The organism is Myxococcus guangdongensis (assembly GCF_024198255.1).
In the GTDB taxonomy this organism is placed as follows: Bacteria; Myxococcota; Myxococcia; order Myxococcales; family Myxococcaceae; genus Myxococcus; species Myxococcus guangdongensis.
Genome location: NZ_JAJVKW010000009.1, coordinates 37,806 through 62,207 on the forward strand (window position 1 = coordinate 37,806; position 24,402 = coordinate 62,207).

At 70.5% G+C, this 24,402-nt stretch carries 25 protein-coding genes; 3 read left to right on the forward strand and 22 right to left on the reverse strand.

Translation table 11 applies throughout. The features are described from left to right. Window positions 1-2: 2 nt before the first annotated feature. The 15 genes from LXT21_RS26095 to LXT21_RS26165 all read right to left on the reverse strand — a co-directional run bounded on the left by LXT21_RS26095 (window position 3) and on the right by LXT21_RS26165 (window position 13,642). The gene (locus LXT21_RS26095; protein ID WP_254040910.1) at window positions 3-569 is read right to left on the reverse strand and encodes a DUF3261 domain-containing protein; all 567 of its coding nucleotides are present in this window, start codon (window positions 567-569) and stop codon (window positions 3-5) included. Further along, window positions 557-1,786: an NAD(P)/FAD-dependent oxidoreductase gene (locus tag LXT21_RS26100; protein ID WP_254040911.1), complete on the reverse strand. Its 1,230-nt coding sequence runs from the start codon at window positions 1,784-1,786 to the stop codon at window positions 557-559. The genes LXT21_RS26095 and LXT21_RS26100 overlap by 13 nt, the downstream gene beginning before the upstream one ends. After that, window positions 1,783-4,080 (reverse strand): MMPL family transporter, encoded by a 2,298-nt coding sequence (locus LXT21_RS26105; protein ID WP_254040912.1) that lies wholly within the window; start codon window positions 4,078-4,080, stop codon window positions 1,783-1,785. Before LXT21_RS26105 ends, LXT21_RS26100 begins: the two co-directional genes overlap by 4 nt. Continuing rightward, window positions 4,070-4,678 (reverse strand): LolA family protein, encoded by a 609-nt coding sequence (locus LXT21_RS26110; RefSeq protein WP_254040913.1) that lies wholly within the window; start codon window positions 4,676-4,678, stop codon window positions 4,070-4,072. The genes LXT21_RS26105 and LXT21_RS26110 overlap by 11 nt, the downstream gene beginning before the upstream one ends. Beyond that, the gene (locus LXT21_RS26115; RefSeq protein WP_254040914.1) at window positions 4,675-5,094 is read right to left on the reverse strand and encodes an acyl-CoA thioesterase; all 420 of its coding nucleotides are present in this window, start codon (window positions 5,092-5,094) and stop codon (window positions 4,675-4,677) included. The genes LXT21_RS26110 and LXT21_RS26115 overlap by 4 nt, the downstream gene beginning before the upstream one ends. Beyond that, window positions 5,084-6,640, reverse strand: a complete 1,557-nt coding sequence (locus LXT21_RS26120; protein ID WP_254040915.1) for an HAL/PAL/TAL family ammonia-lyase — start codon at window positions 6,638-6,640, stop codon at window positions 5,084-5,086. The genes LXT21_RS26115 and LXT21_RS26120 overlap by 11 nt, the downstream gene beginning before the upstream one ends. Continuing rightward, on the reverse strand, window positions 6,615-7,559 hold the full coding sequence (locus LXT21_RS26125) for an LpxL/LpxP family acyltransferase (RefSeq protein ID WP_254040916.1): 945 nt from the start codon (window positions 7,557-7,559) through the stop codon (window positions 6,615-6,617). The genes LXT21_RS26120 and LXT21_RS26125 overlap by 26 nt, the downstream gene beginning before the upstream one ends. Continuing rightward, complete coding sequence (locus LXT21_RS26130; RefSeq protein WP_254040917.1) at window positions 7,556-8,293, reverse strand: glycosyltransferase family 2 protein; 738 nt, start codon at window positions 8,291-8,293, stop codon at window positions 7,556-7,558. Before LXT21_RS26130 ends, LXT21_RS26125 begins: the two co-directional genes overlap by 4 nt. Continuing rightward, complete coding sequence (locus tag LXT21_RS26135) at window positions 8,290-9,984, reverse strand: AMP-binding protein (RefSeq protein ID WP_254040918.1); 1,695 nt, start codon at window positions 9,982-9,984, stop codon at window positions 8,290-8,292. The genes LXT21_RS26130 and LXT21_RS26135 overlap by 4 nt, the downstream gene beginning before the upstream one ends. After that, on the reverse strand, window positions 9,977-10,528 hold the full coding sequence (locus LXT21_RS26140) for a COG4648 family protein (protein ID WP_254040919.1): 552 nt from the start codon (window positions 10,526-10,528) through the stop codon (window positions 9,977-9,979). Before LXT21_RS26140 ends, LXT21_RS26135 begins: the two co-directional genes overlap by 8 nt. Further along, window positions 10,525-10,791 (reverse strand): acyl carrier protein, encoded by a 267-nt coding sequence (locus LXT21_RS26145; RefSeq protein ID WP_223750172.1) that lies wholly within the window; start codon window positions 10,789-10,791, stop codon window positions 10,525-10,527. Before LXT21_RS26145 ends, LXT21_RS26140 begins: the two co-directional genes overlap by 4 nt. A 29-nt stretch (window positions 10,792-10,820) precedes the next feature. Then, window positions 10,821-11,081 (reverse strand): phosphopantetheine-binding protein, encoded by a 261-nt coding sequence (locus tag LXT21_RS26150; RefSeq protein ID WP_046713101.1) that lies wholly within the window; start codon window positions 11,079-11,081, stop codon window positions 10,821-10,823. Continuing rightward, window positions 11,068-11,847, reverse strand: a complete 780-nt coding sequence (locus LXT21_RS26155; RefSeq protein WP_254040920.1) for a lysophospholipid acyltransferase family protein — start codon at window positions 11,845-11,847, stop codon at window positions 11,068-11,070. Before LXT21_RS26155 ends, LXT21_RS26150 begins: the two co-directional genes overlap by 14 nt. Further along, window positions 11,840-12,571 (reverse strand): beta-ketoacyl synthase chain length factor, encoded by a 732-nt coding sequence (locus LXT21_RS26160; protein ID WP_254040921.1) that lies wholly within the window; start codon window positions 12,569-12,571, stop codon window positions 11,840-11,842. The genes LXT21_RS26155 and LXT21_RS26160 overlap by 8 nt, the downstream gene beginning before the upstream one ends. Window positions 12,572-13,087: 516 nt before the next feature. Then, window positions 13,088-13,642 (reverse strand): response regulator, encoded by a 555-nt coding sequence (locus LXT21_RS26165; protein WP_254040922.1) that lies wholly within the window; start codon window positions 13,640-13,642, stop codon window positions 13,088-13,090. Between LXT21_RS26165 and LXT21_RS26170 the strand changes: the two genes are divergently transcribed. Then, window positions 13,635-14,939, forward strand: a complete 1,305-nt coding sequence (locus LXT21_RS26170) for an ATP-binding protein (protein WP_254040923.1) — start codon at window positions 13,635-13,637, stop codon at window positions 14,937-14,939. The genes LXT21_RS26165 and LXT21_RS26170 overlap by 8 nt on opposite strands. Here LXT21_RS26170 and LXT21_RS26175 read toward each other — a convergent pair. Then, window positions 14,917-16,206 (reverse strand): lipoprotein N-acyltransferase Lnb domain-containing protein, encoded by a 1,290-nt coding sequence (locus LXT21_RS26175; protein ID WP_254040924.1) that lies wholly within the window; start codon window positions 16,204-16,206, stop codon window positions 14,917-14,919. The genes LXT21_RS26170 and LXT21_RS26175 overlap by 23 nt on opposite strands. Window positions 16,207-16,364: 158 nt before the next feature. On the opposite strand from LXT21_RS26175, the gene LXT21_RS26180 reads away from it, so the two are divergent. Further along, complete coding sequence (locus LXT21_RS26180) at window positions 16,365-16,880, forward strand: hypothetical protein (protein WP_254040925.1); 516 nt, start codon at window positions 16,365-16,367, stop codon at window positions 16,878-16,880. Window positions 16,881-17,141: 261 nt separating this feature from the next. Here the strand turns inward: LXT21_RS26180 and LXT21_RS26185 are convergent, their stop codons facing one another. Continuing rightward, complete coding sequence (locus LXT21_RS26185) at window positions 17,142-17,711, reverse strand: GNAT family N-acetyltransferase (protein ID WP_254040926.1); 570 nt, start codon at window positions 17,709-17,711, stop codon at window positions 17,142-17,144. Next, window positions 17,695-20,610 carry a tetratricopeptide repeat protein gene (locus LXT21_RS26190; protein ID WP_254040927.1) on the reverse strand — a complete coding sequence of 972 codons (2,916 nt, stop codon included), beginning with the start codon at window positions 20,608-20,610 and terminating at the stop codon, window positions 17,695-17,697. Before LXT21_RS26190 ends, LXT21_RS26185 begins: the two co-directional genes overlap by 17 nt. Window positions 20,611-20,648: 38 nt before the next feature. Here LXT21_RS26190 and LXT21_RS26195 point away from each other — a divergent pair, with 38 nt between their 5' ends. After that, window positions 20,649-21,344, forward strand: a complete 696-nt coding sequence (locus LXT21_RS26195; RefSeq protein ID WP_254040928.1) for a sigma-70 family RNA polymerase sigma factor — start codon at window positions 20,649-20,651, stop codon at window positions 21,342-21,344. A gap of 203 nt (window positions 21,345-21,547) precedes the next feature. Here the strand turns inward: LXT21_RS26195 and LXT21_RS26200 are convergent, their stop codons facing one another. From LXT21_RS26200 to LXT21_RS26215, 4 genes are all read right to left on the reverse strand, one after another. Continuing rightward, window positions 21,548-22,345 carry a phytanoyl-CoA dioxygenase family protein gene (locus tag LXT21_RS26200; RefSeq protein WP_254040929.1) on the reverse strand — a complete coding sequence of 266 codons (798 nt, stop codon included), beginning with the start codon at window positions 22,343-22,345 and terminating at the stop codon, window positions 21,548-21,550. Between the two features lie 55 nt (window positions 22,346-22,400). Then, complete coding sequence (locus tag LXT21_RS26205) at window positions 22,401-22,811, reverse strand: AgmX/PglI C-terminal domain-containing protein (protein ID WP_254040930.1); 411 nt, start codon at window positions 22,809-22,811, stop codon at window positions 22,401-22,403. An 88-nt stretch (window positions 22,812-22,899) separates the two neighbouring features. Beyond that, complete coding sequence (locus LXT21_RS26210) at window positions 22,900-23,295, reverse strand: VOC family protein (protein WP_254040931.1); 396 nt, start codon at window positions 23,293-23,295, stop codon at window positions 22,900-22,902. A 131-nt stretch (window positions 23,296-23,426) separates the two neighbouring features. Beyond that, window positions 23,427-24,311 (reverse strand): LysR substrate-binding domain-containing protein, encoded by an 885-nt coding sequence (locus tag LXT21_RS26215; RefSeq protein ID WP_254040932.1) that lies wholly within the window; start codon window positions 24,309-24,311, stop codon window positions 23,427-23,429. Between the last annotated feature and the right edge of the window lie 91 nt (window positions 24,312-24,402).

Sequence of the window (24,402 nt, forward strand, 5' to 3'; positions counted from 1 at the left end):
GCTCATTCCTCCGTGGGTTGGGAGTCGATGGTCAGCCGGTAGTGTTCCGCTGCGTTGACCAGCTCCGCGCGGCCCTTCCAGCGGGGCTCTCCACCATAGCGCACCGACAACCACTCCTTGTCTCCATACCGCAGGACCCGCTGACCCGGGGAATCCTCGAGCGTCCAGCCCTGGGGGAGCGCATCCCGCACCGCGGGGGCGGGCCAGTAGACGAACTGGATGTCGCGCAGCACCGTGCGCGACTGGAACTGCTCGGGCACCCGCGCGTCCCGCTGCTCCTCCAGTCGCTCGCCGTCCCATTCCATGGTGAAGACCCGCTGGCCGAGCGCGAAGCCGGCCAGGCGCAGCGCCGCCGGGTCGACCTCCAGCAGGGCCTCCAGCGAGCGCGGTCCACCCGGGTCCATCTGGTGGGCGAAGCTCAGCCGCTGCGTCAGGCTGACGGTGGCACCGAACGATGCAGGCGTCAGGGCGAGCGCGGGCAGGGCCACCTCCGGCGCGCCCCGGCGCGGAGCCGGGGTGACGCAGGAGGCGAGCCCCACCAGCGCGAGGAGGGCGATCAGGCCGCGCACAGCTTCTCGAGCACGCCGAGCCGGCGCTTGCTGTCGGCGACGAAGGGGTTCTCCTTGTCCCACGCGTAGCCGGCGAGGATGGCGGAGATCATCTTGCGCACCTCGGGCGAGGCGTTGGGGTGGAAGATGACGGACTGGAAGCCGCCGGCGTACCAGGACTCGACGAAGGTTCGGAACGTGTCCACGCCGCCCTTGAGGGGCACCGCGTAGTCGGCCTCCCAGTTGACCTTCTCACCCGCGAACTCCCGGGCGATGCACTTCGCCGCCAGGCTCGCGGACTTCACGGCGATGGTGACGCCCGAGGAGAAGACCGGGTCCAGGAACTCGCCCGCGTTGCCGAGCAGCGCGAAGCCGTTGCCCCACAGCGACTTCACGTTGGCCGCGTAGCCGGTGATGGCGCGCGCGGGCGTGTCCCAGACGGCGTCCTTCAAGAGCCCGGACAGCGAAGGGTCCTCGGAGACGATGGCCTTGAGCCGCTCGGTCTCCGTGCCCTTGTACTGCTCCAGGTACTCGCGCTTGGCCACCACGCCCAGCGAGCAGCGCCCGTTGGAGAAGGGGATGGTCCAGTACCAGACGTGCACGTGCTGGGGGTGCACGGTGATGCGAATCTTGCTGCGGTCGAACGTGCCCGGGGCGACGCGGTCCTCCACGTGCGTGAAGAGCGCGCCGCGCACCGGGAAGTCCGACGGCGTCTCCAGCGACAGGAGGCGGGGCAGCACGCGGCCGAAGCCGCTGGCGTCGAGCAGGAAGCGGGCCTGGACGCGGTACGGCTCACCGTCGGGGCCGCGCGCCGTCAGCTCCGGCGTGGCGCCCGAGACGTCCACGGACTCCACGGTGTGACGGAAGCGCAGCGTGGCGCCCATGCGCTGGGCGGCGAGCGCCAGCACGTGGTCGAAGTGCGCGCGCTGCACCTGGTACGTGGTGCCCCAGCCCTGGGAGGACTTCTCGCGGAAGTCGAAGTCCGTGTACTTGTCGCCGCGCACGAAGGCCGCGCCGTTCTTGTACTGGAAGCCCGCCTCCACGACGTCGCGGATCATCCCCGCTTCCTCGATGTACTGCATGCTCTGCGGCAACAGGCTCTCTCCGATGGAGAAGCGGGGGAAGTCCTCGCGCTCCAGGATCAACACCTGCCGGCCTTGTTTGCGCAGGATGCCCGCTGCCACTGAACCCGACGGACCCGCCCCGATGATGACGACTTCCGTTTTTTCGATCTTCACGACACGTCCTTGCCTGATGGCAGTCTGCAACAGGGCGTGAGCACCCAGATGGTGACTTCGCCCAACAGCATGGTGAGTCCGAAGGAGCGCAGCGCCGGTGTGGCGGAGAGCCCCAGGAGTCCGAAGGAGAGCAGGGTGCTCACGCCCGCCAGCGCCACCGCGAGCCAGGCGGAGTCATCCCCAGGGTGCTCCAGCATGAAGATGCCGTAGTCCACGCCCATGCCCAGCAGGAGCATGAGGCCGAGCACCGTGAAGAGCTGGAGCGGCTCGCCGGCCCAACCGAAGCAGGCCAGCGTCACCAGCGTCCCCAGCACCGTGGGCACCCACGCCCGCCACGCCTGCCGGCGGAAGCGCGCGACGAGGAGCAGCAGCACCGCGACATAGCCCAGCACGATGAGCCCGCCCATGAGCTCGCGGTAGCGCTCCAGCAGGCTCGAAATCTCGCGCGTCTTGTCCACCCAGCGCACGCCCTCCAGTCCCTGCGCGACGTCGGCCACGCGCGGCAGCACGGACGGGTCATTGAGCCCGCGCAGCATGACGATGCTGAACTGGCTGTCGCCCAGCCTGCCCAACCACTGCGGGCGGATGGCCGCCGAGGCGGGGCTGGAGAGCAGCCGCTCGGGGGTGAGCACGTCGTCGGAGAAGCGGGCGCGCGTGGGGGCTTCTCCCGTGGCCTGGGCCACCGCGGACACCGCCTGGGCCTCCGCGCGCGCGCTCAGCTCCGCGTCCGCGCGCTGCCTCGCCGCGCTGGGCAGCCAGTCCGACACCGCGCGGTAGCCCGTGAGCACCTTCTGTGCGACGAGCGGGTCCAGCTTCGCCTTGAGCGCGGCCTCCCGCTCCAGCACCTGCTCCGAGTCGTCGCCGCCCACCAGGAAGAACTGGGCGGGGCTGGGCAGGCCGAGCAGGCGCCCCAGCTCGCGCTGGTCGGAGATGAGGTGCGCGGGCGCGTTCTGGAGCTGGCGCACGTCGTCGCGCGTGCCCAGCCGCCACAGGCCGCCGACGACGAACAGGCCGAGCGCCGCCGTCCCCACCCACCACGCGGGCGTGTGCGTGAAGCGCGGCCAGCGTGACAGCGACGCGGCGAAGCGGGTGGCGAAGGACGTCACCGGCAGCTCGCCCGTGTCCAGCAGGGGGAACCAGCACGCGACGGTGAGGAACGCGGCGACCAGGCCCGTGGCGGAGAAGAGCGCCATCTGCCGCAGGCCGGGGAAGGGGGCCACGCCCAGCGCCAGGTACGCCACCACGCTGGTGGCCAGCGCGAGCACCATGCCGGGCAGCAGGCCCCGCATCAGCGGCCAGCGCTCCGAGGGGGGCTTGCCCTGGCGCGCGGCGAAGTAGTGGAAGCCGTAGTCCTCCGCCACGCCCACCAGGCTGGAGCCGAACACCAGCGTGAGCAGGTGCACCCGCTCGAAGACGAGGGCCGTGACGCTCAACGCGACGGCGCACCCGAGCGCGAGCGACACGCCGACCAGGACGATGGGCCGCACCGAGCGGAAGGTGAGCCAGACGAGCAGCAGCACCGCCGCGAGCGAGCCGATGCCGATGGTGGACATCTCCGAGCTGGCCTGGGACGCGGCGGCCTCCGCGTACAGCGGCACGCCCGCGGACACCATCCGGCTGCCGGGCACCTGCGCCTCCATGGCCGCGCGGGCCCGCGCCACCGCGGAGGTGATGTTCCCCTCGTCGCCCAGCGCGAACGCGGACACCTGGCTGTGCCACGCGAGCAGCACCCACTCACGTCCCTCGCCCGACAACCACAAGCGTCCATCGCGGGGGCGCGCGGTGCTCTCCGCCGCGCGCGCCGCCCACCAGTCGGGCCACAGGCCCAGCGGGTCCGCCTCCCAGTCCGTCAGCCGGGGGCCCGCGGGCTGGTACAGCTTCATCAGGGCGGTGCCGCCCAACTCCTCCGGGCTCGCCTTCGACAGCCACTCGCGCTGCGAGGACGTCAAGAGCCTGTCGCGATAGGGCCGGTACAAATCCAGCGCCGTGTCCAGCGCGGAGGCATCCAGCGCGGAGGCCTTCAGCGGCGAGTCGTCGCGCGACAGCTCCGCCTTGACGACGTCCGCCGCGCGCTGGGCCGAGTCCCAGTCCTCCGCGCCCACCAGCATCACCAGCTCACGGCCGGCCTGGTCGGCGAGCTTGCGCGTGGCGGCGCCGACCTCGGGGGCCTGCTCGTCCTCGGGCAACAGCGCCAGCACATCCGTGTCCAGGCGCGCCGAGCGCCAGAACCAGACCTGGTGCGCCCCCACGGAGAGGACCACCAGCAGCCACAGGATGGCGGCCTTATTTCGCAAGGCGTCCGGCTTCCGCGTCGCTGGGAGGAGGCGTCTGGCTCAGCTTGTCGAACAGGATGACGCTCGAGTCTCCGCGAGCCTCCTCCAACTGCACGCGCCGCACGTACTTGTCGCCCTCCAGGTGGATGCTCCGGAACACGCGCTGCAGGCCGGTGTCCGTGGGCGTGAGCGTCAGCTTCCAGCCCTCCGCGCCCACCAGCTCACCGTCGACCTTGAAGCGCTTGGCGAGCGCCTTCACGTCGCCGGACAGGAGCGCGAACATCACCTCGTTCACCGCGGCGAGCCCCGGCTCCTTGCTCGCGTCCAGGTGGTACGCCGCCGCGCCCGTGCCCTGCTCGGCGCTCAGCGACTTGCGCGTCAGCGTGAGGGTGGAGGCGAAGGGCTGCTTCGTGTCCCACAGCACGCCCTGCTCGCGCGACAGGAGGAAGGCCCCGCGCGACACCAGCGGCTTCTTGAAGCCGGAGACCGTCTTCTTCTGCTCGAAGTCGCCGCGCAGGAGCGGCACGTCCGCGAGCCGCTCGCGGACCTGGGACACCACGTCACGGGCGCTCGCCGCCGCTCCCCAGAGCAGCGCCACGAGCAGGAGCACGCGCTTCATTCGGGCTTCACCCCCAGCCGCTGCCAGAGCACCGGCGGACAGACGTACAGCATCTCCTGGGTGGCGATGGACACGGCGACCTGGATGGTGTGGGCCTGGTTCACCTTCTGGCCCGTGTCCGCGTCCCGCAGCAGGTAGTCGATGCGCAGCCGGTTCTCCCACTCGGTGATTTCGGCGCGAATCCTGAGCGCCTTCCCGTACGTCGCCGAGCGCACGTACTTCAGCCGCATGTCCACCACGGGCCACGCGTAGCCGGACGCCCGCATCTGCGGGTAGTCGTAGTCGAACTTCGCCAGGAGCGCGCACCGCGCCAGCTCCAGGTACTTCACGTAGTGGCCATGCCAGACGACCTCCATCAGGTCGATGTCATGGAAGGGCGGCGTCAGCTCGATTTCGTGGCTGAGGTCAGGCTTCATAGAGCCTCCACTCGCGGGCGCGGATGGCCCCCAGCAGCACTTGCAGCTCGCGGTCCAACGCGCGGTCCTCCACCACCAATGGGATTCGCTGCTCCAGCTCGGCCTGCATCGACGCCAGAGACGCCGTGAGATTCAAATCTTGAGCAACCCGCCGCCGCAGGGCGATTCCCTGACGCGCCGCGATGAGCATGGCGGCCACCACCTGCTCGGACAGCTCCAGGACCCGGAGGCAGTCGCGCGCGGCGATGGTGCCCATGCTCACCTTGTCCTGGTTGTGGCACTCGGTGGAGCGGGAGAAGACGGACGCGGGCATCGTCTGCTTGAGCGCCTCCGCCGTCCACGCGGAGACGCTGATCTGCACCGCCTTGAGGCCGTGGTTGATGGCCGCGCGGGGGCCCGTCGCTCCGGAGAGGTTGGACGGCAGGCCGTGGTTGTAGCGGGTGTCCACCAGCAGCGCGAGCTGACGGTCCAAGAGGTCCGCCACGTTGGCCACCGCGTTCTTCAGCCCGTCCATGGCGAAGGCGATGTGGCCGCCGTAGAAGTGCCCGCCGTGCAGCACCCGCTCGCTGTCCGGGTCGATGAGCGGGTTGTCGTTGGCGCTGTTGAGCTCGTTCTCGATCTGCGCGCGGAAGAAGGGCAGGGCGTCCTCGAGCACGCCGATGACGTGGGGCGCGCAGCGCAGCGAGTAGCGATCCTGCAGGCGCTGCTCGTTGCGGCTGGGGCGCTCGGTGGCCAGGTCCAGCCGCAGCCTCGCGGCCACGCGCTGCTGGCCCACGTGCGGCTTGACGGCGAACAGGGCCTCGTCGAAGTGGTGCGCGTTGCCGGCACTCGCCACCACGTTGAAGGCCGTCAGCCGCGTGGCCAGCCGGCCCAGGTACTCCGCGCGCTCCCACGCGAGGCAGGCCAGGGCGGTCATCACCGCCGTGCCGTTCATGATGGCCAGCCCCTCCTTGGGGCGCAGCCGCAGGGGCGAAAGCCCGTGCTTCGCGAGCACCTCGGCCGCGGGACGGCGCTCGCCCCGGTGCCAGACCTCGCGCTCGCCGCACAGCGCGGCGGCCACGTAGGACAGGGGCGTCAAGTCACCGCTGGCGCCCACCGAGCCCTCGGCCGGAATCAGCGGCAGGATGTCCAGGCGCAGGAACTGCTCCAGTTGATGGAGCAGCCCCATCCCCACGCCGGACACGCCCTGCGACAGCGACGCCAGCCGGGCCGCGAGCACCGCGCGCGTCTCCTCGGGCGTGAGGAATCGGCCCGCGCCGATGCCGTGGTAGGCGTAGAGGTGGTGCGGCAGCTCGGCCACCAGCTCCGGGGGGATGGTGACGGTGCACGAGTCTCCGTACCCCGTCGTCACCCCGTAGATGTGCCCATCCTCGGCCAGCAGCCGGTCCAGGAACTCGGCGCCCCGGGTGATGCGTCCCCGGAACTCCGCGGCGGTGCTCAGCTCGGCTTCGCGCTCGCGGCGCGACAGCGCGGACACGTCTTCGATGGCGAGCCGGCTCCCATCGAACCGGACCGCGCGCTCACTGTTGATTCCTGGCGGAGACATTCGCCTGATCCCAGAAGGGAAAGAAGTTGAACCAATCGAACGGTGAGCGCTTCAACAGCGCCGTCACCTGTCCGGCATAACGCCTGGCGTGCTCCGTCAGCGCGGGCACGCGCTGGCCTCGCGGAAGCTCGACCTTCTCCGCCAGGCACTCGAAGTGGATGGTGTAGCCGCCGTTCTCGTGGATGCAGCCCAAGAGGTACAGCGGGCACTTGAACAGCGAGGCCAGCACGTACGGCCCCACGGGGAAGGCGGCCGGGTGCCCCAGGAAGTCCACGTCCACCGTCTGGCTCGCGTTCACCGGCACCCGGTCCCCGGCTATCACCACGAACTCGCCCGCCGCCACGTACTTCTCCAGCGCGACGGCGGTGCCCGGCCCCATGTCGGTGACCTCCACCAGCTGGAACATGCTGTCGGGGTTGAGCCGCTTGAGCAGCCGGTTGAACTGCTCGGCGTGGCGGGTGTGCACCAGGATGTGGAGCTTCACCTCGCCGCGCTTCTCCGCCATGGCCCGGCACAGCTCCAGGCAGCCCATGTGCGCGGTGACGATGATGCCGCCCTTGCCCTGCTTCGCCACCTCGTAGAACTGCTCGCGGCCCTCGGTGTTGACCTGCTCGAAGCGGTAGCGGCCGCTGACGGCCAGCAGCTTGTCGAGCATCGTCTCCGCGAAGGTCACCATGTGCTTGAGGCTGTCCCTCCGCCCCGGCGTGTGGCCGATGGCGCCCGTCGCTGCCTGCACGCGCGTGAGGTACTGGAGCGAGGCGTCGCGGACCACGGGGCGCGACAGCCAGTGGACGAAGACGACGGGATACAGGCACAGGCGGAACGGCCAGCGGCCCAGGAGCCGGTGGACCCAGTAGAGGATCCAGATGCCGAGCACGAACGTGCTCTCTCCCATCTCCGCCCAGTGCCGCGTCCTCATGAGGAGACCTTCCTCCAGAGGAGCAGGGGCAGCCGAAGCAGCATCCCGAAGAACAGCTTCGCGTGCATGCCGGAGATGCGCACGTTGTCCCAGAGCACGTCGAAGTGGGAGATGCCGTCGGTGGGGTAGCGCACGCGGGTGGGCTGGTTGAGGATGCCCATCCCCCGCCAGTACAGCCGCACCAGCACCTCCACGTCGAAGTCCATCCGCTTGCCGATGCGCACCTGGTCGATGAGCGCCACGGTGGGCGCCAAGGGATAGACGCGGAAGCCGCACATCGAATCGCGGATGGCCAGGGACAGGGTGTTGATCCACACCCAGATGTGCGTGGCGTAGCGGCCATACAGCCGGCCCTTGGGCACCGACTCGTCGTACACGGGCGTGCCGCAGACGAGCTTGTCGGGCGCGCCCTTCGCCAGCTCGAGGAAGCGCGGGATGTCGCCGGTGTCGTGCTGGCCGTCGGCGTCGATCTGGAGCGCGTGGCTGTAGCCCGAGGCCTGCGCGGCCTTGAGGCCCGCCATCATCGCGCCCCCCTTGCCCTCGTTCTGGGGCAGGCGCACCACCGAGACACCGGACGCGTCCGCTTCCGCGAGCGAGTCCAGCACCCGCGCGCAGCCCGGCTCGCTGCCGTCGTCCACCAGCACGCACGGCAACCCATGCGCGCGCACGGCATGCACCACCGCGCCCACGGCCTCGCCGTGGTTGTAGACGGGAATCACCGCGCAGACCTTCATCCGTGGACCTCGGTGAACAGGATGCGGCCGCTCCCGTGGGTGCCGGCCTCGGAGGTGTACTTGAAGTGGAGGCTGCCCTTGGCCGCGTTCCACGTCAGCTCCAGCGTCACCTGCGTCTCGGGGACGATGAGCTGCTGGAACTTCACCACCTCCATGTGGAGGAACCGGGGCGGCAGCGTGAACAGCTCGCGGCCGAACTGGATGGCCCATTCGATTTGCGCCACGCCGGGCAGGATGGCCTTCTGGGGGAAGTGGCCTTTGAACTGGGGCAGGCTCGCCGGCGTCTCCAGGCTGAGCACGGCCTTCTCCGGGCCCTGCTCGAGCACGCGCAGGGGCGGCCTGCGGGAGTCGAAGAGGGCGGTGAGCGCCGCCTCGGTGGATTTGCCCTGGCTGTTGACTGGCATCGCCTCCAGATACCGGAATCGACGCGGAAGGACAGCAGCCTCGAAGCCGTGGGCCAGCTGTTCCCGCAGGGCCTGGTTCAGCGAGCGCTTGCCCTCTCCCGCGAGGAGCCTGCCGCCCTCGGCCGTGGGCACGGCCACCACCGCCAGCGTCACCCGCAAGCCCTCCCGCAGCGGCACCACGCGCGCCTCGGCGAGCAGCCCGCCCTCCACGAGCGCTCGCTCCATGGCGCTCAGCGACACGCGCTTCTCCTCGAGCTTCAGCAGGCGGTCCTTGCGCCCGAGCAGCTCGAAGCCCTCCGGCAGGAGCCGCGCCCGGTCCTCGGTCTGGAACCAGCCACCCTCCGGCAGGTGCGGAGAGCGGACCGCGAGCGCGTCATCCTCCAGGCGGACCTCCAGGCCCGGCATCAACGTCCAGCCCGCGTCGTCGTCTCGCGAGCGCTGTCGCCACGCGATGCCGCCCGTCTCCGAGCTGCCATAGACCTCCACCGGGGCTTGTCCCAGCAGCGTCCGGCACGCGTGCAGCGCCTCGGTGGGCAGCGGCCCTCCGGACGAGTACACCGCGCGAAGGTTCTCTCGCCCGTGCGCCCAGTCCAGCGTCTGGGGCAGTCGCTTGAGGTGTGCGGGGCTGGCCACGAGCACGGACGCGCCCTTCGCCAGCTCCGCGAGCAGCTCCTCCGGATACGGCAGGCTCCGCGCGAGGAATGGCCGACCCGCCGTCAGCGGCCAGAGCACCCGGAACAGGAGCCCGTAGATGTGCTGGTGCGACACGGTGGCGAGCACGCGGGCGTCACCGACGCGCGCGTCGAACAGGCGGCCCAGCGTGTGGACCTCGCGCGTGAGCTGGCCCAGGTGCTTGTCGATGGCCGCGGGCTCACCGCTGGAGCCCGACGTGTAGACCACCAGCGAGCGCGCCCCCGAGGACAGCGGCCTCCAGTCGAAGCGCCGGCCCTCCTCGGGCACGAGCGGGGAGAGCGCGGCGGGGACCTGCCCGGCGAAGCCGTCCACCTCGCGCGCGAGCCGCTCCAGCGTGGCGGGCTGGATGTCGGACGGCAGGAAGACACACCGCCCCGCGTGCCAGGCGCCCAGGAGCGCGGCGGCGAACTCGAACGTGTCCTCGAAGTACAGCGCCAGTCGTCGACCCTCGCGACGCTCGATGGCCGCGCGCCAGCCGGCGGCCCGGGCCTGGAGGTCCGCGAACCCCAGCACGTGGCCGTCCCGCAACGCCACCGGGGAGTCGGAGGGGCGGCCGTGGGTGAGGAGTTGTTCGAGGGCGAGGCTCTCAGCCATGGACGTGGCCCGCCCTCACGCGTCGGCGCACCAGCCACTCACCGGCGAAGAGCAGCCCCATCAACCCGTAGGAGATGAGCCCGTTGTACAGCGCCCACGTGGCGTCGCTCGCCCACAGGGCCGTGGCGAGCGCGATGCCGCCGTTGACGACGAAGAAGCCGCACCACACCTGCGTCACCCGCCGCGTATAGGCCACGCCCGAGGGCGGGAGCTCCGGCTCACGCAGCCTCGCCAACCGCTCGATGACGGTGGGCGGATACACCAGGCTGGTGGCGAAGACGGCGAGCAGCATCGAGTTCACGAGCACCGGATAGAGCTTCAGCGGCAGGGCGTGGTTGCCCAGCATGCTGGTGCCCGCGAGCACGAGCGCGAGCGCGGCGGTGACGAGCCACACGCGCTCCTTCGTGGCCACGGCGCGCAGCACGGCCATGACCCCGAGGGGAATCGCCATCCAGCGAGGCTCGAACCGGCCCAGCCCGCTGTACATCAGCAGCGGGTACGCGAGGCTCAGCACGCCGAGCAGCGCTGGACGCAGGTGCTTCACGCCGCCACGGATTCGTCGAGCAGGCTGTGCAGCGCGTCGACGACGTCCTGAATCGTGCGGACCGACTTGAAGACCTCCGGCGAGATGCGCTTGCCCGTCACGGGCTTGAGCTTCACCAGCAGGTCCACCGCGTCGATGCTGTCGATGTCCAGGTCGTCCCGGAGGCGGGCCTCGGGGGTGATTCGCGCCGGGTCGATGTCGAAGGTGTCCTGCAGGAGCGTGCGCAGGTTCTCGAAGAGCTGGTTCTTGGTCATGTGGTGCATGGGGGCCCCCTCGAATGGTTGTTGGATGCTCAGGACTTGCGGTGGGCGCTCACGAAGGTCGCGAGGGCGCGCACGCTGGCGAAGTGACGACGGTTCTCCTGGGAGTCGCTCGCCAGGGCGACGCCATAGGTCTTCTGCAGCGCCAGGCCGAGCTCCAGGGCATCGATGGAGTCCAGCCCCAGGCCCTCGACGAACAGCGGCGCGCCCGGGTCGATGTCCTCGGGTTTGACGTCCTCGAGATTCAGGGTCTCGATGACCAGCTTCTTTATCTCCTGCTCAAGCACCTGCATGACGTTGTGTCTCCGTGGAGAAGTAGTCGTGCAATCTCTCGGTGAGATGGCGGGCCGCGAGCGCCTCTCCGTGCGCTTCGTCGACCATGGACGAGACCGCGATGTCGTCCTGGACCACGATGGTGAAGTTCATCTTCGAGGGGGGCACGCGCCACCAGGGCAGGCCCTTGGTGAGGCTCAGCGGCTGGCAGCGGATGGTGACGGGGGTGATGTCACAGGGCCCGCGCACCGCGATGTTGGCCGCGCCGCGCTGCAGCTTCATGGGGCCCGTCACCGGCGTGCGGGTGCCCTCGGGGAAGATGATGAGGTTGTTGCCCGCCTTCACGGACGCGATGCACGCCTTGACCAGCTCCGGGCCGGAGTCGTTGCACAGGTAGCCGGTGGCCTCCACGGGCCCCCGGGTGAAGGGGTTGTTGGCCAGGCTCGCCTTCACCACGCAGTCCGCGTTGGGCACCAGCGAGATGAGGAACACCACGTCGATGAGCGTGGGGTGGTTGGCGAGGATGAGCAGGCCGGGGCGCGCGAGCTTCTCCACGCCCTCGATGCGGTAGGCCAGGACGCCCACCACGCGCATCAGCTCGATGAAGAAGCGGAACGAGTGGTGCACCGCCAGCCGCGCCAGCCGCGTGCGCCGGGGCCTGTCGCGCACCAGCAGCGACAGCAGCGGGAAGAAGAGGACGCGCAGGGCCAGCCCGCCCAGCCCGAAGGTGGTGAAGCAGAAGCCCGTGGCGAACACGCGCCAGTAGTAGTTGAGGCGCTCAGACATCGCGTTCCCACCGCCACACGCGAGAGCCCAGCACCCGCTCCAGGCGCGCGTCGTCCAGGACGAGGAAGCGCAGCACGGACAGCTCTTCCGCAATCCCCTCCGGCGTCGGCGTGGGAACGGCCCCCTCCGCCGCGCCGCAGGACAGCCGGAAGCGGGGCCCGTCGCCCGCGGGCCTCACGCTGCAGGCCCAGGCGTGCGCCAGGGACACCTGCTCCGGGAAGTGCTGGAAGGGCACCGGGCGGGGCTCGTCATAGACGACGACCACGACCTCGGGGGCGCCCTCGGCGAGCAACCCGCACGCCTCCACGAAGGCGGCCTCCACCGTCTCCGCCCCCGCGGCCACCGCGCTCTGCGCCGACAAATCCCCCCGGGCGATGGAGTACAGCCCGCCGATGGCGTTGTGCACCGACAGGCTGAAGGACGTGGGCGACAGCGGGGTGGACTTCGCGAGCTGCTCCAGCAGGTCCACCGAGCGGCCCATGTCCCCATAGCGGGAGGCGAACACCAGGGGACACGCCGGGGCGTCCGCCTGGCACGTGTACGCCGCCTGGAGCGCGATGCGGCCCAGCCTGTCCACCCGACGGCGCATCATCGGCGGCATCTCCGTCAGCGGAGGGGTTCCCTCGGACGGAAGCGGATGGGGCTGTGAGAGCCAGGACCTCCAGGCGTCTTGCCCGACAAGCCCGGGAGCCCACGCGGCCCAGTGGTGGACGGAAAAAACCATGATGGCGGGGAGAAAAGGCGGGTGCTGCCTGCTGCGGCGGTCCTCTACCAAAGCATCATATACGAGACAATTGGCTCCAATGGGGCGTTGCCTCGGAGGACGAGACAAGGCACCCGCGCATTCACTCGCTCATGCTACGCCGCGCCCGCACCGGGCCGAGAGGGGTGGGGCGGGTGGCGCGCTCGCATGGCCGGTGGGGAGGTGGCCGCCGCGCGCCGGTGCGCCGCCTTGGGAGCACGACGCGCCCGCCCTCGTGCCGCCACCGCTGGCTGGGTGGTAGGGGGTGGGAGCGACCTCGTCGTGGGTTTTCCCATGGTGTGAGGAATACCCGGGCGCGCGAGTGACTGCGCAAGCGCTGTCGCCTCGGATCCGGGGATTTCCACCCAGGCGGAATCGCGAGGGCTGCCCGTTGCCCATCCGCGCGAAGGACCTGCTCGGAGGCCGTTGCTCCCCGGGAAGCGAGGTTTTCTCACGGAGAGGGAGCGCGGAGGTGAGGCGTTCGCCGGGTCGCCCGACTCAGTCCCGGGCGTTGAGGATGTGCTGGAGGAGCTGCCGGGAGATGTGGAGCAGCCTGGCGGCGCCGCGAACGCTGCCCTTGGCGCGGGCGAGGGCCTCATCGACAAGGGTGTCGCGCACGAGGTCCTCGAAGTGATGGAGGGGGACCTTGCCGGCGCTGGCTCTCAGGACGGGGACGAGCTCCGGGGGACTGGCGAGGGTCCGGGTCCACACGTCCTCCAGCCGCGCGAGGTCCAGCGGCTTGGGGACGAAGGCGCGCACGCCGCCGGCGGCCAGGCGGAAGGCCTGTTCGGCGGTCGCGCTGCCGCTGATGGCAATGACATACGGCAGTGGCTCCACCGCGAGCAGGTCCTCCAGCAGCGCGTCGCTGGTCCCATCCGGGAGGCTGACGTCCAGGAGCACCGCGTCGGGAGGTTGGGTTCGCAGGGCCTCGCGCGCCTGGGCGAGCGTGGTGACGTGGGTGATGCGGTGCGCGCGGGGGGCCAGGGCCTCTTCCAGCACGCGCGCCAGGCTCACCGAGTCCTCGACGAGCAGGAGGTGTTGGACCATGGCCATGCGTGAAAGCCTAGCACGCAAAGTCCTCTCCGACGCGTCGAACGACGCCGAGGTCCTGGTGAGCGCGGTGCGCATCGTCTTCTGCGCGTTGGTGCTGACGCGCTTCCTCGCGCTGGGGGGCGCGGACGCGGAAGGAGGGCCATCGGCGGCGCTGTTGGAGGTGTCGCTGCTGGTGGGCGGGATGGCGCTGTCCGTGCTGGGGCTGTGGGCGGGACGGAGGCGGTGGTTCGGTCCGTGGCTGCTGTTGGGTTCGGTGTTGCTGGATGCGGTCGTGGCGCTGGGCACGCTGGGGTCCACGCTGTGGTGGCACGGTCCTCACTACACGGGGCTCTTGCGCATGCCGGACCCGTCCGCGCTCATCGCGGTGGTGTTCGTCACCGCGCTGCGACTGTCTCCGCGTATCGCCTGGGTGGGGACGGGGTTGAACCTCGTGGGGGCGCTCGCGCTGGTCGCGCTGGACTTCCACCGCAACGCCGACGTCATCACCTATGGCGCCTCCGAGGTGGCGCTGTGGGTCATCTTCATCGGCAGCGCGGGGGCGGTGGCCGCCGTCACGTGTGGGGTGGCGCGGCGCCTGGTGCTTGCCTCCGGCGCGGCGGGGCAGCGCGTGCGGCGGGCTCGCAGCAACCTGCGCGCCATCCTCCGCGAGCACCATGACGTGCGGACGGTGTTGTCCGCGGCCCGGCTGCGCGCGGACCTGTTGCTGCGGGAGGCGGGCGGCCAGGGGGACTCGCACCACGCCCAGGGGCTGGCGCAGGACCTTCGGGAGCTGTGGGAGTTCGTCGAGAGCGTGAAGTCCCGTGCGCTCGGGGAGCTGACGATGATCGATGAGGCGTCGCCCGTGGAGGTGTGCGCGGCGCTTCGTCATGCCACGGCGGTGGTGCAGACGCGCTACGCGCATGTCCGCATCGTGCTCGGCGCCGTGTCCGCGGAGTCACAGGCGTTGCGCGTCTGGATTGTCGGAGGCGAGCGGGGACTGGCGCACGTGATGACGAACCTGCTGGTGAACGCGTGCGAGGGGGATGGGCAGCGAGGCGCCTGTACTGTCGAGGTGAGCGTGGAGCCCGAGGGACGCACGCGGCGGGTGCTCCTGCGGGTGAGCGACGACGGCCCTGGCTTCCGGGCGGCGGCGCTGGACGCCACGCGCCTCACGGGCGTCTCGACGAAGCAGGCCGGCTCCGGACTGGGGATGCGCCTGGTGGGAGGGCTCATCGAGGCGAGTGGAGGAACGCTGCGCGCGGCGAACCTGCCCGGTGGCGGAGCCCGGGTGGAGGTCATGCTCCCCACCGGTGGCTGAGGCCCTCGGCGCCCACGGTGGCCCTGCTCCGTGCGGGGCGGGAGTGCCACCAACGCTTCGCATGGATGAGCCCCAGCCCCGCGTTGGTGATGACCAGGATGGGGAGGACCTCACGAGTGTCCTGGTCGAACGAGGGCAGCAGTGGCCCGAGCACGAGCGGCACCAGCGAGCCGAGGACCAGCAGCCCGACGCACCCGCGGACCCAGACCTCCGCGCGCGGGTGGCCCCAGGCCACCAGGAGCCCGAGCGGGAGCAGCGTCATCGTGAGCGGGTTGGCGAGCCACTGGTTCTCGTTGATGCCGAAGTACGGATGGACCGAGAAGAGCATCAGCGCGAACCCGGCGGTGGCGGCGGCGCCCACGGTCGCGCCGATGAGGGCGTGGTACAGCCCGAGAGCGACGCGGTATGCACGGCCGCGCTCGAACCTCCGCGGTGTGAGGAGCAGCGCGCATGCCCCCAGGGCGACGGCGATAGGGAGGAGCCTCGAGCCGTGCTCCCGGGAGGGCGGCACGTCCCGGGACAGGTGCTCCTCGTGGCCCCGGAGGACGAGGGGCTTGAGGGTGCCCGTGTCATCCACGATGCGGACCTCGTCCAGGGATTGGGAGAGCTCGCGCGGGAAGGCGGCCTCCTGCCACCGGCTCATCGGCGCATCCACGTCGTCGCTCAGCCAGAGCATCAGGAGTGTGCTCGTCACGGGGAGCTCGCGAAGCGAATCACGCAGGTGCTCGCGCTCGTCGCGGCCGGCGGGGCCGGAGAGCTGGAGGCGGAGCGCACCACCCAGCGCCTCGTCGAGTGCGTCGCGAAGGCGCGTCGCGCAATTGTCCCTCAGCGGGTCATAGGCATAGGTCCGCGTCTCGGGCTTCACGTCGCGTTCGAGGCGCTCGAGCAGCCTGCGCCGCTGCTCCACGGACAGGTCCAGCTCCTGGACGAAGATGGAGCGATTGCGTGCGCGGTACAGCAGGAGCGCGTTGTCCAAGGGGAGCCGGGCCGCCCAGTAGGTGGGTCGCTCCATCAGGAGGCGCAGCTCGGTCGCGCGGCCATATGACGTCACGCCGTAGCTGTAGAGGGCGCGGGCGCCACGTCGTGTGTCCTCGGCCCAGACCGCGACGTGGCCGAAGCGCTCGTGCAGGTGCGGGCCGGGGCCGAAGGTCACCAGCTTCACGTGGACGTCCTCGGGGTGGGCGAGGAAGTCCACGGTCGCGCGCGCGGGTGCGCTCCAGAGCAGACAGAGGGCCAGGATGATGAGGCCGGAGGAGGGGCTTCCCATGTCGCGAGCCTCGCGCCGCGATGAGCGCCGGGGCAGTGCAAGAAATCTGGCAGTAGGCGGGTCGAGGGCATCACGGCACGGTGGCGTCATGCGTGCCCGCTGGGTCCCGTGCGCGCCGGAGTCCCTCCCATCCGACCCGCTTCCAGGAGTTGTCTGTCATGAATCCAGTCCCTTGCTCGGTGAAGCCGCGCTTCCTGTCGACCCTGACGATGCTCGTCGCGGCCGCCGTCATGATGCTGATGCCCGGTCGCGCGCTGGCCGGAGACGGAGACCGCCTCATCACGCACCTGCGGGTCTCCGTCACCACGGGCAACGACGACCTGCGCAACGAGAGCCACGCGGTGGCGGTGCTCAAGTACACGGCGCTGTCCGGCAACGTGGGCTTCGCGAGCTCCAGCCTGAACAACCGCGCGCGGTGGGTGGACCGCTCCACGCACACCGTGGACGTCGCCATGCCCGCCGGAGTCCTCCTCAGCCAGGTGCTCGAGTTCAGCATCGAGTTCACCTCGGGGCAGCCCGACATCTTCAGCACGGGGGACACGTGGATGATGAACGCCATCACCGTCACGGCCATCCTCGATGATGGCGGTGAGGTCCTCCTGCTGTCCCGTGCGGGGGCTCCCGTTCACACCTTCCACCACGACCGGGACAAGCGCTGGGCCGTGGACCTCTAGCCTGTGCGGGACGAGGGGGGCCGCCGTGCGGGCGCGCTCCTCCTCGTCGTCGTCGCTCCTCAGGGCGGGGACATGTCTCGCATCGACCTGACGGCGCCCGGGAACCGCCGGGCCCATGTCTGCAAGACGTGGACGTCGATGGGCGACGGCGTCTGCGTCTTCAACGCCGCCTGGAGCGGCGAAGACTCGGGCGCCCAGCGCTTCCTCTTGCGGCTGTGCAACACGAGCACGGGACGCTGCTCCGCCTGGTGGTCGCCGCCGTCAGGGCGCCGCGCTCCAATCCCATGCCACGACGGCCCACTCGTCCGTGGCGTCACGGTAGGTGTGCAGCGTCTTGAAGCCCACGCGCTCGTGGGCGCGCAGCGAGCGCGTGTTGCGCGCGGACACCTCCGTGACGAGCAGGTCGAAGCGCTCGCGGTACAGCTCCCGGTGCTTCGCGTAGAGCTGGTCGAAGAGCCCCTTGCCCCGGTGCGCCTTGTCCACGCAGACCTGCCCCATGACGTAGAAGCGCCGCTCGCGCAGGGACCGTCCCTGGTACTCCAGCGTGTCAAGCAGGTCGAACATGGGGACGAGCAAGGGCATCAGCGCGCGGCACTCGCGGGGCATCGTCAGCGCGTACGCCACCAGCTCGCTTCCGTGGTGCGCGACGATGCTGGGTGCCAGCGCGTGCATCTTCTCCAGGGCCGTCACGTCGTGCTCCACCGTGACGAAGCCCTGAGAGCGCATCTCGTCGTCCTCGAGCACCTGCTTCAGGTTCCTGCGCTGGAGCTCCAGGATGCGCGGGAGCTCCGACGGGCCGCGCACCGCCATCACCTCATAGGGGCTTGCCATGGTGCTGGGAGGATAGACGAGGCGCGGTGTGTCGCACGAGCCAGCGTTCGACGTCCTTGAACTGCTGGGTGCGAGCGGGCAGGTGGCCCTGGTTGTGTCGCTGCGCGGCGTTCGCCAGCGTGAGGGCTCGCTGGCGCTGGCCGGGCTCGGACTCGAGCGCCCGCGCCATCGAGTAGCGGGCGCTGGCCAGCTCATCGGCGTAGCGCTCGGCGGAGGGCTGCTCGAGCAGCCCGAGGGCCCGCTCCAACAGGGGGAGGGCCTTGCGCGGCTCACCCAGGCCGAGGTGGTCATCGGCGACGTTCACCAGCTCCATCCCCACCCGGGCATCCCCGGGGCCGTACCGCTTCTCGCGGATGGTCACCGCGCGCAGGTGCTGCTTCAGCGCCTCCTCGTACCGCCCCAGCGAGGCCAGCACCACGCCCATGCGCGACAGGGACGCGCCCACGTCGCTGGCGTCGGGGCCCTGCACCTTCTCGTGGATGCGCGCCGCCTTGAGGTAGTGCTGGAGGCTCTCCTCCGGGTGCCCCTGCGCCATCAGGAACCCCGCCAGGTTGTGGTACGCGCTGGCCACCGCCTCACTCTCCTCGCCATAGACGCGCCGGTTGATGAGCAGCGCCTCCCGCCCGTAGCGGAGCGCGGCCTCGATGTCGCCGAGCCGCACGTTGAAGACGGCGAGGTTGCTGAGCACCGTGGCGAGGTACGGATGCTCGGGGCCGTACTTCTCGCGGTAGATGGCCTCCGCCTCGGTGAGGAAGCGAATCCCCTCCGCGTGGCGGTCGAACTCGTGCAGCGCGTGGCCCATGGTCAACAACGCCGTGCCGAGCTCGGGCTCGTTCGCGGTGTAGAGCTTGCGCGCCAGCTCCACCGCGCGCTGGCTCGCGGCCAGCGCCTCCTCGCGTCGTCCGCGCTTGCGGTGGAGACTGGCGAGGTTGCGGAAGTACATCGCCTCGATGCGCGCGTCGCCGCCCAGCCGGCGCAGGGCCGCCTGCGCGTGTCCAGGCACGGCGCCGTCCGGGTCCACCTCCGGCCCCACCAGGCTGAGCAGGCGAATCATGCCCGCCCACGACTCGGCGGCTTGTCGGTCATGGCGACTGGCCGTGGCCACCTGGATGGCCTGGTGCAGCGTCTTGATGGCGTCGCGGTACGCGAGGTTCTTGCCCTGCGTCTCGGCGAGCAGGTCCAACACCTCCGCCTCCAGAGGCCCGTAGCCGATGGCGTGGGCCTCGGTCGCCACGTCGTTCGCGAGCAGGAGCGCGGGCGCGACCTGTCCCGCATTGAGCTTCGCGCGCACCTGGGCGCGTCGGGTGCGCAGGGCCTCCATGCGCTTCTGGCTGGCCTCGTCCGTGGGCGGAGGCTCGGGCGCGGCCAGCGCGGACAGGTTGGCGCAGACGGAGACACTCTCCAGCGAGTGCACCACGCGCGTTGCGTTCTGGATGACCTGCGCGTCCGCGGTGGCCAGCGTGTCCACCACGGCGCCCAGGTCCTTGAGCCGCTGGTCCAGGCAGATGACCTGCCGCTCGAGCAGCCGCTCCGTCTGCTGTCCCTTCACGCGGGTGGCCACGCACGCCTCGTGGCTCGCGGCGACCCAGGCCCGCGCCTGGCCGTTCAGCGTGCGCTCCACCTCCGTCCATGCGCCCGCGGCGTAGGGCAGGGGGCTCTGCGTGAAGAGCGCGCGCACGGTGGACCTGCGGGCGTCATCCCAGACGCCGACGAGGGCCTGCTCGTTGCCGGAGCAGGGTGACGCGGACGTGGTGCGATGAAGGACGGCGCCACCCCCGAGCAACACCAGCCCCGCGGCCGTGGCGAGCGCGGCGCGGCGCCACCGGGCTCCGGGCGCATGGCTGAGCCTGCGCAGGAGCACGTCCATCGACTCGTGGCGCGCCACCGGCAAGTGGGCGAGTCCTCGCAGCAACACCTGATGCAGCCACGCCGGGACATTCGAGCCCGGCGGAGGCCGAGGTCCGGGCGGCACGCGAACAGAGGCCTCCGTGGGGAGGCTCGGGGACTCGGCGGGGGCGAAGGGCCGCTTGCCGTAGAGGGCCTCGTACAGCGCGACGCAGAAGCTGTACTGGTCGCTGCGCGCGTCGGAGGGCTCGCCGCGCTTCTGCTCGGGCGCCATGTAGGCCGGCGTCCCCAGCACCATGTCCGAGCGGGTGTGCCACTCGCTGCGCAGCGGCGCGGCCGTGGTGCCCGGGGTGGGCGTGGGCGTGTCCTCGACGCCCTCGACGATGCGCGCCAGCCCGAAGTCGGTGATGCGCACGCGCCCGTCCTTGCCGACGAGCGCGTTGTCGGGCTTGAAGTCCCGGTGCACCAGCCCCTGCGCGTGCGCCGCCGCGAGCCCGCGTCCGGCCTGGATGAACAGGCCCAGCGTCTCACGCCAGTCCTTCGGTCCCTTGCGCGAGCGGATGTGCGCGCGCAGCGTGGTGCCGTCCACCAGCTCCATGGCCAGGAAGACGTGCTCACCGAAGCGGCCCACGTCATGGATGGTGATGACGTGCGGGTGGATGACGCGAGCGGTGGCCTGGGCCTCGCGCAACAGCCGCGCCTGGGCGCGCTCGAGGTGGGCGGAGCTGGTGGAGTCGATGCGAATCAGCTTGAGCGCGACGCGCCGGTCCAGCTCCGGGTCATACGCCGCGTGGACGACGCCCATGCCCCCGGAGCCGATTCGCTCCAGAACGACATATCGCCCGAGCAGCGCCCCGCGCTCGAGCCACGAGCGCGGCGCGGCAGGCATCGACGGTGGCGGGCTCGCCTCCTCGTCCCGCGAACGCGCGGCCTCCGCCAGGAGTGCTCGACAGGAGGCGCAGGAATCAAGATGCTGCTCCACCTGATGCGTCGCTTCGACGTCCAGCTCACCCTGTGCGAAGGCGAAGAGCCGTCGTGTCTCGATGCATTCCATGACCGTGGTGACGATAACCGACGTGGGCGGTCAAGACGATGAATGGCACCGAGCATGAAGAGGACCTGGCCTTCGCGCGCGCCTGTGCGCGGCAGGACGCCAGCGCCCTGAGCGAGTTCGAGTCGCGCTTCATCCCGTCGCTCCGCAAGGCGCTGCTGCACCGGGGCCTGGAGGCCACCGTGGCGGACGAGGCGCTCCAGTTGCTGCGCGTGAAGCTTTTCCTTCCCAACGGAGAGCGCGCGCCGCGCATCGCCGACTACGAGGGACAGGGCACGTTGATGGCGTGGCTCCGGGTGGCCGCGCTGCGCACCGCGCTCAACCTGATGCGAGAGCGGAAGATTTCGCTCGACCTGAATGACTCCAAGCTCGCAGAGGCGAGCGTGCCGGACGTGGATATGGACCGGCGCTTCATCCAGGAGCGCTACCGCGAGGACTTCACGGTGGCCTTCCAGGAGGCGCTCGGCGCGCTGGAGTCCCGGGGACGGACGCTGTTGCGGTTGCACCTGGTGGAGGGGATGGGCACGGCGCAGATCGCCCGCGCGTACCAGGTGGACCGCTCCACGGTGAAGCGCTGGCTGGCGCAGTTCCGCGAGCGGCTGCGGCAGGATGTGCGAGACCGTCTCGCGGCCCGATTGGGCGAGAACTCCGAGGGGCTCACCAGCCTGCTGCGAGTGCTCCAGAGCCAGCTGGACCTGAGCATCCGCTCGGTGATGCGGGACGCGACACCGTCTTGAGCGCCCGCGCTCGTGCGGAAAAGCGATGCGCGAATGCGCCACTTCGCGCCAGGGCGTGTCCAGGCAGTGATGTGCCCGCTTCCGCGCTTGCTTCCCCACACCCCTTGCGCGGACCCGGGGAGGGCTGACCGCTCCGGGTCGGGACTTCGAGGGGCGCGTGGAGGCGGCCCGCGGGGGGCCTCTCCACGCTCCTCGTCGAAGGTTCAGGCCCGCGTCGTCGCGAGCGCCTGACGGATGGCGACCACCACGGGGCAGTCGTCCTTCTCCAGGTCGAAGGGCTTGCGAGGAAACAGCGGCGGCTGCGCCATGAAGCGAGGGCGGGTGCCCCGGTGCGGCTGCGCGGCGTGGGCGATGAGCGGGTGGCAGAGATAGACGGTCCCCGCGTCACCCTGGGCCAGCGCTTCAGGACGCGAGGCCGTCGAATCCATCCGTTGGGCCAGCTCCATGAAGGACAGGCCCGCGTCCCCGGCGGGGGCCAGCATCCGCGCGACGTCGTGATGCGAGCCGATGCGGATGCGCGTGGGAGCGTCGTGCTCGCCGACGTCGGAGAACAGGAAGAGCATCAGGAGCGCGCGCCCCTGGGTGGAGACGTTGCTGCGCCACTCGAAGAAGGAGTCGGTGCCGCCCGGTGGAGGGAAGCTGACGTCGACGTGCCAGCCGTCGTCACCTGGGTTCTCGGTGCTGGGGAAGCGGACCGGGAAGGAGCCCAGGCTCATCCTCGGCCACCATCGCTCGACGCCGACGAGCTGGTCGTACGCGGCATTCAATCTCGGCGTGTTCGCGGCCGTGCGGAAGACGTCCTGCGTGTATTCGCCGAGCCGGACGACGGGGCGTTTCCAGCTCGTCGGATCATCGGGGGAACAGCCGGTGTCCTTCCAGAGGAGGGCGCGCGCCTCGGCGGCGACTTCCTGGGGAAAGGCGTCATCGAGTCGGACGAAGCCCTGCTCGATGAACTGTTGAATCTGGGACGCACTCAGGACCGGGGAGGATTCAGGGGACATGGGCGCGGGGACGAAGGGACGCGCGAAACCTGACCGCCGCGCGAGGTGGGGCAGTTCAGGAGGGTTGCTTGAAGATGAAGGGGTAGCTCACGACCACCTTGCCCAGCTCCTTGGAGGGCTTCGGAAACCGCCAGGTCCTGATCTGTCCAACCATGCAGTCCTCGAGTTCCGGCTCGTGCACGAGCGTCTGCTGGACCTTGGCCTCGGAGACGTGTCCCTCGGCACCGATGACGAAGCGGATGGTGATCTTCCCGTCCCGCAGCGGCCGTGTGCCCCAGACCCACGAGTAGCACTGGAGAATCTCCTCGCGGTGACTCTGGATGACCCGTCGAATCGAATCCACGCCGAGCGGGCCCTCGAGCAGCCGGGTCAACCTGTCCTGTCCGCGTGGGAGCTGCGCGCGGTCCGGGGTGTGGTGGCAGGCGAGGGTCGATAGGAGGAGCAGGGGGGCGGTGGTGCGCAGCATCCGGGGCACTCTGCCACGGGCACCGTGATCTCGGGCGGACTGTGAGGAGGCCCGAGGTCCATCATCCGCCTCGGGCCCCCGCGCTTCGTCAGGGCTGTCCCACGACCTGGAGCATCTGGATCAGATTGCCGCAGGTGTCCTCGAACGTGGCGATGATGGCGGGCCCGAACTGGGTGGGCTCCTTCGTGAACACCACGCCGCGCGCCTTCAGACGCTCATATTCCTCGTGGATGTTCGTCGAGGTGAAGGCCGTCGCGGGGATGCCGTCCGCGAAGATGGCCTTCTGGTACGCCACCGCCGCCGGATGCCCGTTGGGCTCGAGCAGCAGCTCCGTGCCGTTCGGGTCGTCTGGCGACACCACGGTCAGCCAGCGCGCTCCACCCGCGGGCACGTCCACCTTCGTCACGAAGCCCAGCTTCTCCGTGTAGAACTTCTGGGCCTTGGCCTGGTCGTCGACGAACACGCTATTCATCGAGATGCGCATCGGTTCCTCCAAAGGGGATGACGTCGTCGACGCGGACCCTCCGCGTGACGTTCAACCATTTCGTTGAGGATAGCGATGGAGCCGGGACAGTCAACCATCTGGTTGTGAATCGACCTCGCGCGTGACGTGGGTCAGCTTCCGGAGTCCTTCGCGCGAGCGCGGACCTCGGCGGCGAACAGCTCCGCGGCGGGGGCTCGGGGCGCGCCCTTGCGCCAGAGGAGGGCGGCCAGCTCGGAGCGTGGCGCCGGGGACAGTCGCTTGACGACCAGTCGCTCCACGTCGGCGAGGCGTGGCTCGGGCAGCACCGTGACGGCGAGCCCCGCGCGGACGATGGCGAGCACCGTGCCCACCGCGTTGGACTCGAGCGCGATGCGCGGGGACCACCGCAGCGTGGCGAAGTACGCGTCCACGCGCGAGCGCACCCGCAGGCCCGGGGAGAGCAGGGCGAAGGGCTCGTTCGTGAGCTGCTTCACGCCCACCGTCTCCGCGCCGGCCAGCACATGGCCACGCGCGACGACGAGCGCGAGCCGGCTGTCGAACACCGGCTCGGTGTCCAGGTCCGGAGCGCGCGCTGGCGCGTAGCCCAGCCCCACGTCCAGCTTTCCGTCCGTCAATCGCCGCTCCATCCTGCGCACCACCAGCTCCTCCGCGCTGAGCGCGAGGCCCGGGTGACGGCGCAGGACGGCGGCGAGCGCGGGGACGACGAGGCCGCGCATGCTGGGGGGATAGCCCACGCGCAGCGCGCCCGTGGCCAGTCCCTGCAGCGCGCCCACGGCCATCCGTCCCGCGTCCACATCCTCCAGCGCGCGCGACGCGTAGCTGCGGAACAGCTCTCCGGCCTGCGTCAGGCGCACGCCCGCTCGGGAGCGCTCGAAGAGCGGCGTCTCCAGCTCCTCCTCCAGCTGACGAATCTGCTGGGACAGCGTGGGCTGCGAGACGTGGACCCGCCGCGCCGCACGGCCGAAGTGCAGCGTGTCGGCCACGGCGGTGAAGTAGCGCAGGTGTCGGAGCTCCATGGCGGCATCATAGATGGTGCCTATCGAAGCGATGCGAACAAACGAATGTACGAATCGACCCCGGTCCGTAGAACTTCGGTGTCACCGGAAG

Coding starts and splice junctions, on each gene's coding strand:
- LXT21_RS26110 (WP_254040913.1), bottom strand. CDS start 4,678: ATGAAGCGCGTGCTCCTGCTCGTGGCGCTGCTCTGGGGAGCGGCGGCG.
- LXT21_RS26115 (WP_254040914.1), bottom strand. CDS start 5,094: ATGAAGCCTGACCTCAGCCACGAAATCGAGCTGACGCCGCCCTTCCAT.
- LXT21_RS26120 (WP_254040915.1), bottom strand. CDS start 6,640: ATGTCTCCGCCAGGAATCAACAGTGAGCGCGCGGTCCGGTTCGATGGG.
- LXT21_RS26125 (WP_254040916.1), bottom strand. CDS start 7,559: ATGAGGACGCGGCACTGGGCGGAGATGGGAGAGAGCACGTTCGTGCTC.
- LXT21_RS26130 (WP_254040917.1), bottom strand. CDS start 8,293: ATGAAGGTCTGCGCGGTGATTCCCGTCTACAACCACGGCGAGGCCGTG.
- LXT21_RS26135 (WP_254040918.1), bottom strand. CDS start 9,984: ATGGCTGAGAGCCTCGCCCTCGAACAACTCCTCACCCACGGCCGCCCC.
- LXT21_RS26145 (WP_223750172.1), bottom strand. CDS start 10,791: ATGCACCACATGACCAAGAACCAGCTCTTCGAGAACCTGCGCACGCTC.
- LXT21_RS26150 (WP_046713101.1), bottom strand. CDS start 11,081: ATGCAGGTGCTTGAGCAGGAGATAAAGAAGCTGGTCATCGAGACCCTG.
- LXT21_RS26155 (WP_254040920.1), bottom strand. CDS start 11,847: ATGTCTGAGCGCCTCAACTACTACTGGCGCGTGTTCGCCACGGGCTTC.
- LXT21_RS26160 (WP_254040921.1), bottom strand. CDS start 12,571: ATGGTTTTTTCCGTCCACCACTGGGCCGCGTGGGCTCCCGGGCTTGTC.
- LXT21_RS26170 (WP_254040923.1), top strand. CDS start 13,635: ATGGCCATGCGTGAAAGCCTAGCACGCAAAGTCCTCTCCGACGCGTCG.
- LXT21_RS26165 (WP_254040922.1), bottom strand. CDS start 13,642: ATGGCCATGGTCCAACACCTCCTGCTCGTCGAGGACTCGGTGAGCCTG.
- LXT21_RS26175 (WP_254040924.1), bottom strand. CDS start 16,206: ATGGGAAGCCCCTCCTCCGGCCTCATCATCCTGGCCCTCTGTCTGCTC.
- LXT21_RS26180 (WP_254040925.1), top strand. CDS start 16,365: ATGAATCCAGTCCCTTGCTCGGTGAAGCCGCGCTTCCTGTCGACCCTG.
- LXT21_RS26185 (WP_254040926.1), bottom strand. CDS start 17,711: ATGGCAAGCCCCTATGAGGTGATGGCGGTGCGCGGCCCGTCGGAGCTC.
- LXT21_RS26190 (WP_254040927.1), bottom strand. CDS start 20,610: ATGGAATGCATCGAGACACGACGGCTCTTCGCCTTCGCACAGGGTGAG.
- LXT21_RS26195 (WP_254040928.1), top strand. CDS start 20,649: ATGAATGGCACCGAGCATGAAGAGGACCTGGCCTTCGCGCGCGCCTGT.
- LXT21_RS26200 (WP_254040929.1), bottom strand. CDS start 22,345: ATGTCCCCTGAATCCTCCCCGGTCCTGAGTGCGTCCCAGATTCAACAG.
- LXT21_RS26205 (WP_254040930.1), bottom strand. CDS start 22,811: ATGCTGCGCACCACCGCCCCCCTGCTCCTCCTATCGACCCTCGCCTGC.
- LXT21_RS26210 (WP_254040931.1), bottom strand. CDS start 23,295: ATGCGCATCTCGATGAATAGCGTGTTCGTCGACGACCAGGCCAAGGCC.
- LXT21_RS26215 (WP_254040932.1), bottom strand. CDS start 24,311: ATGGAGCTCCGACACCTGCGCTACTTCACCGCCGTGGCCGACACGCTG.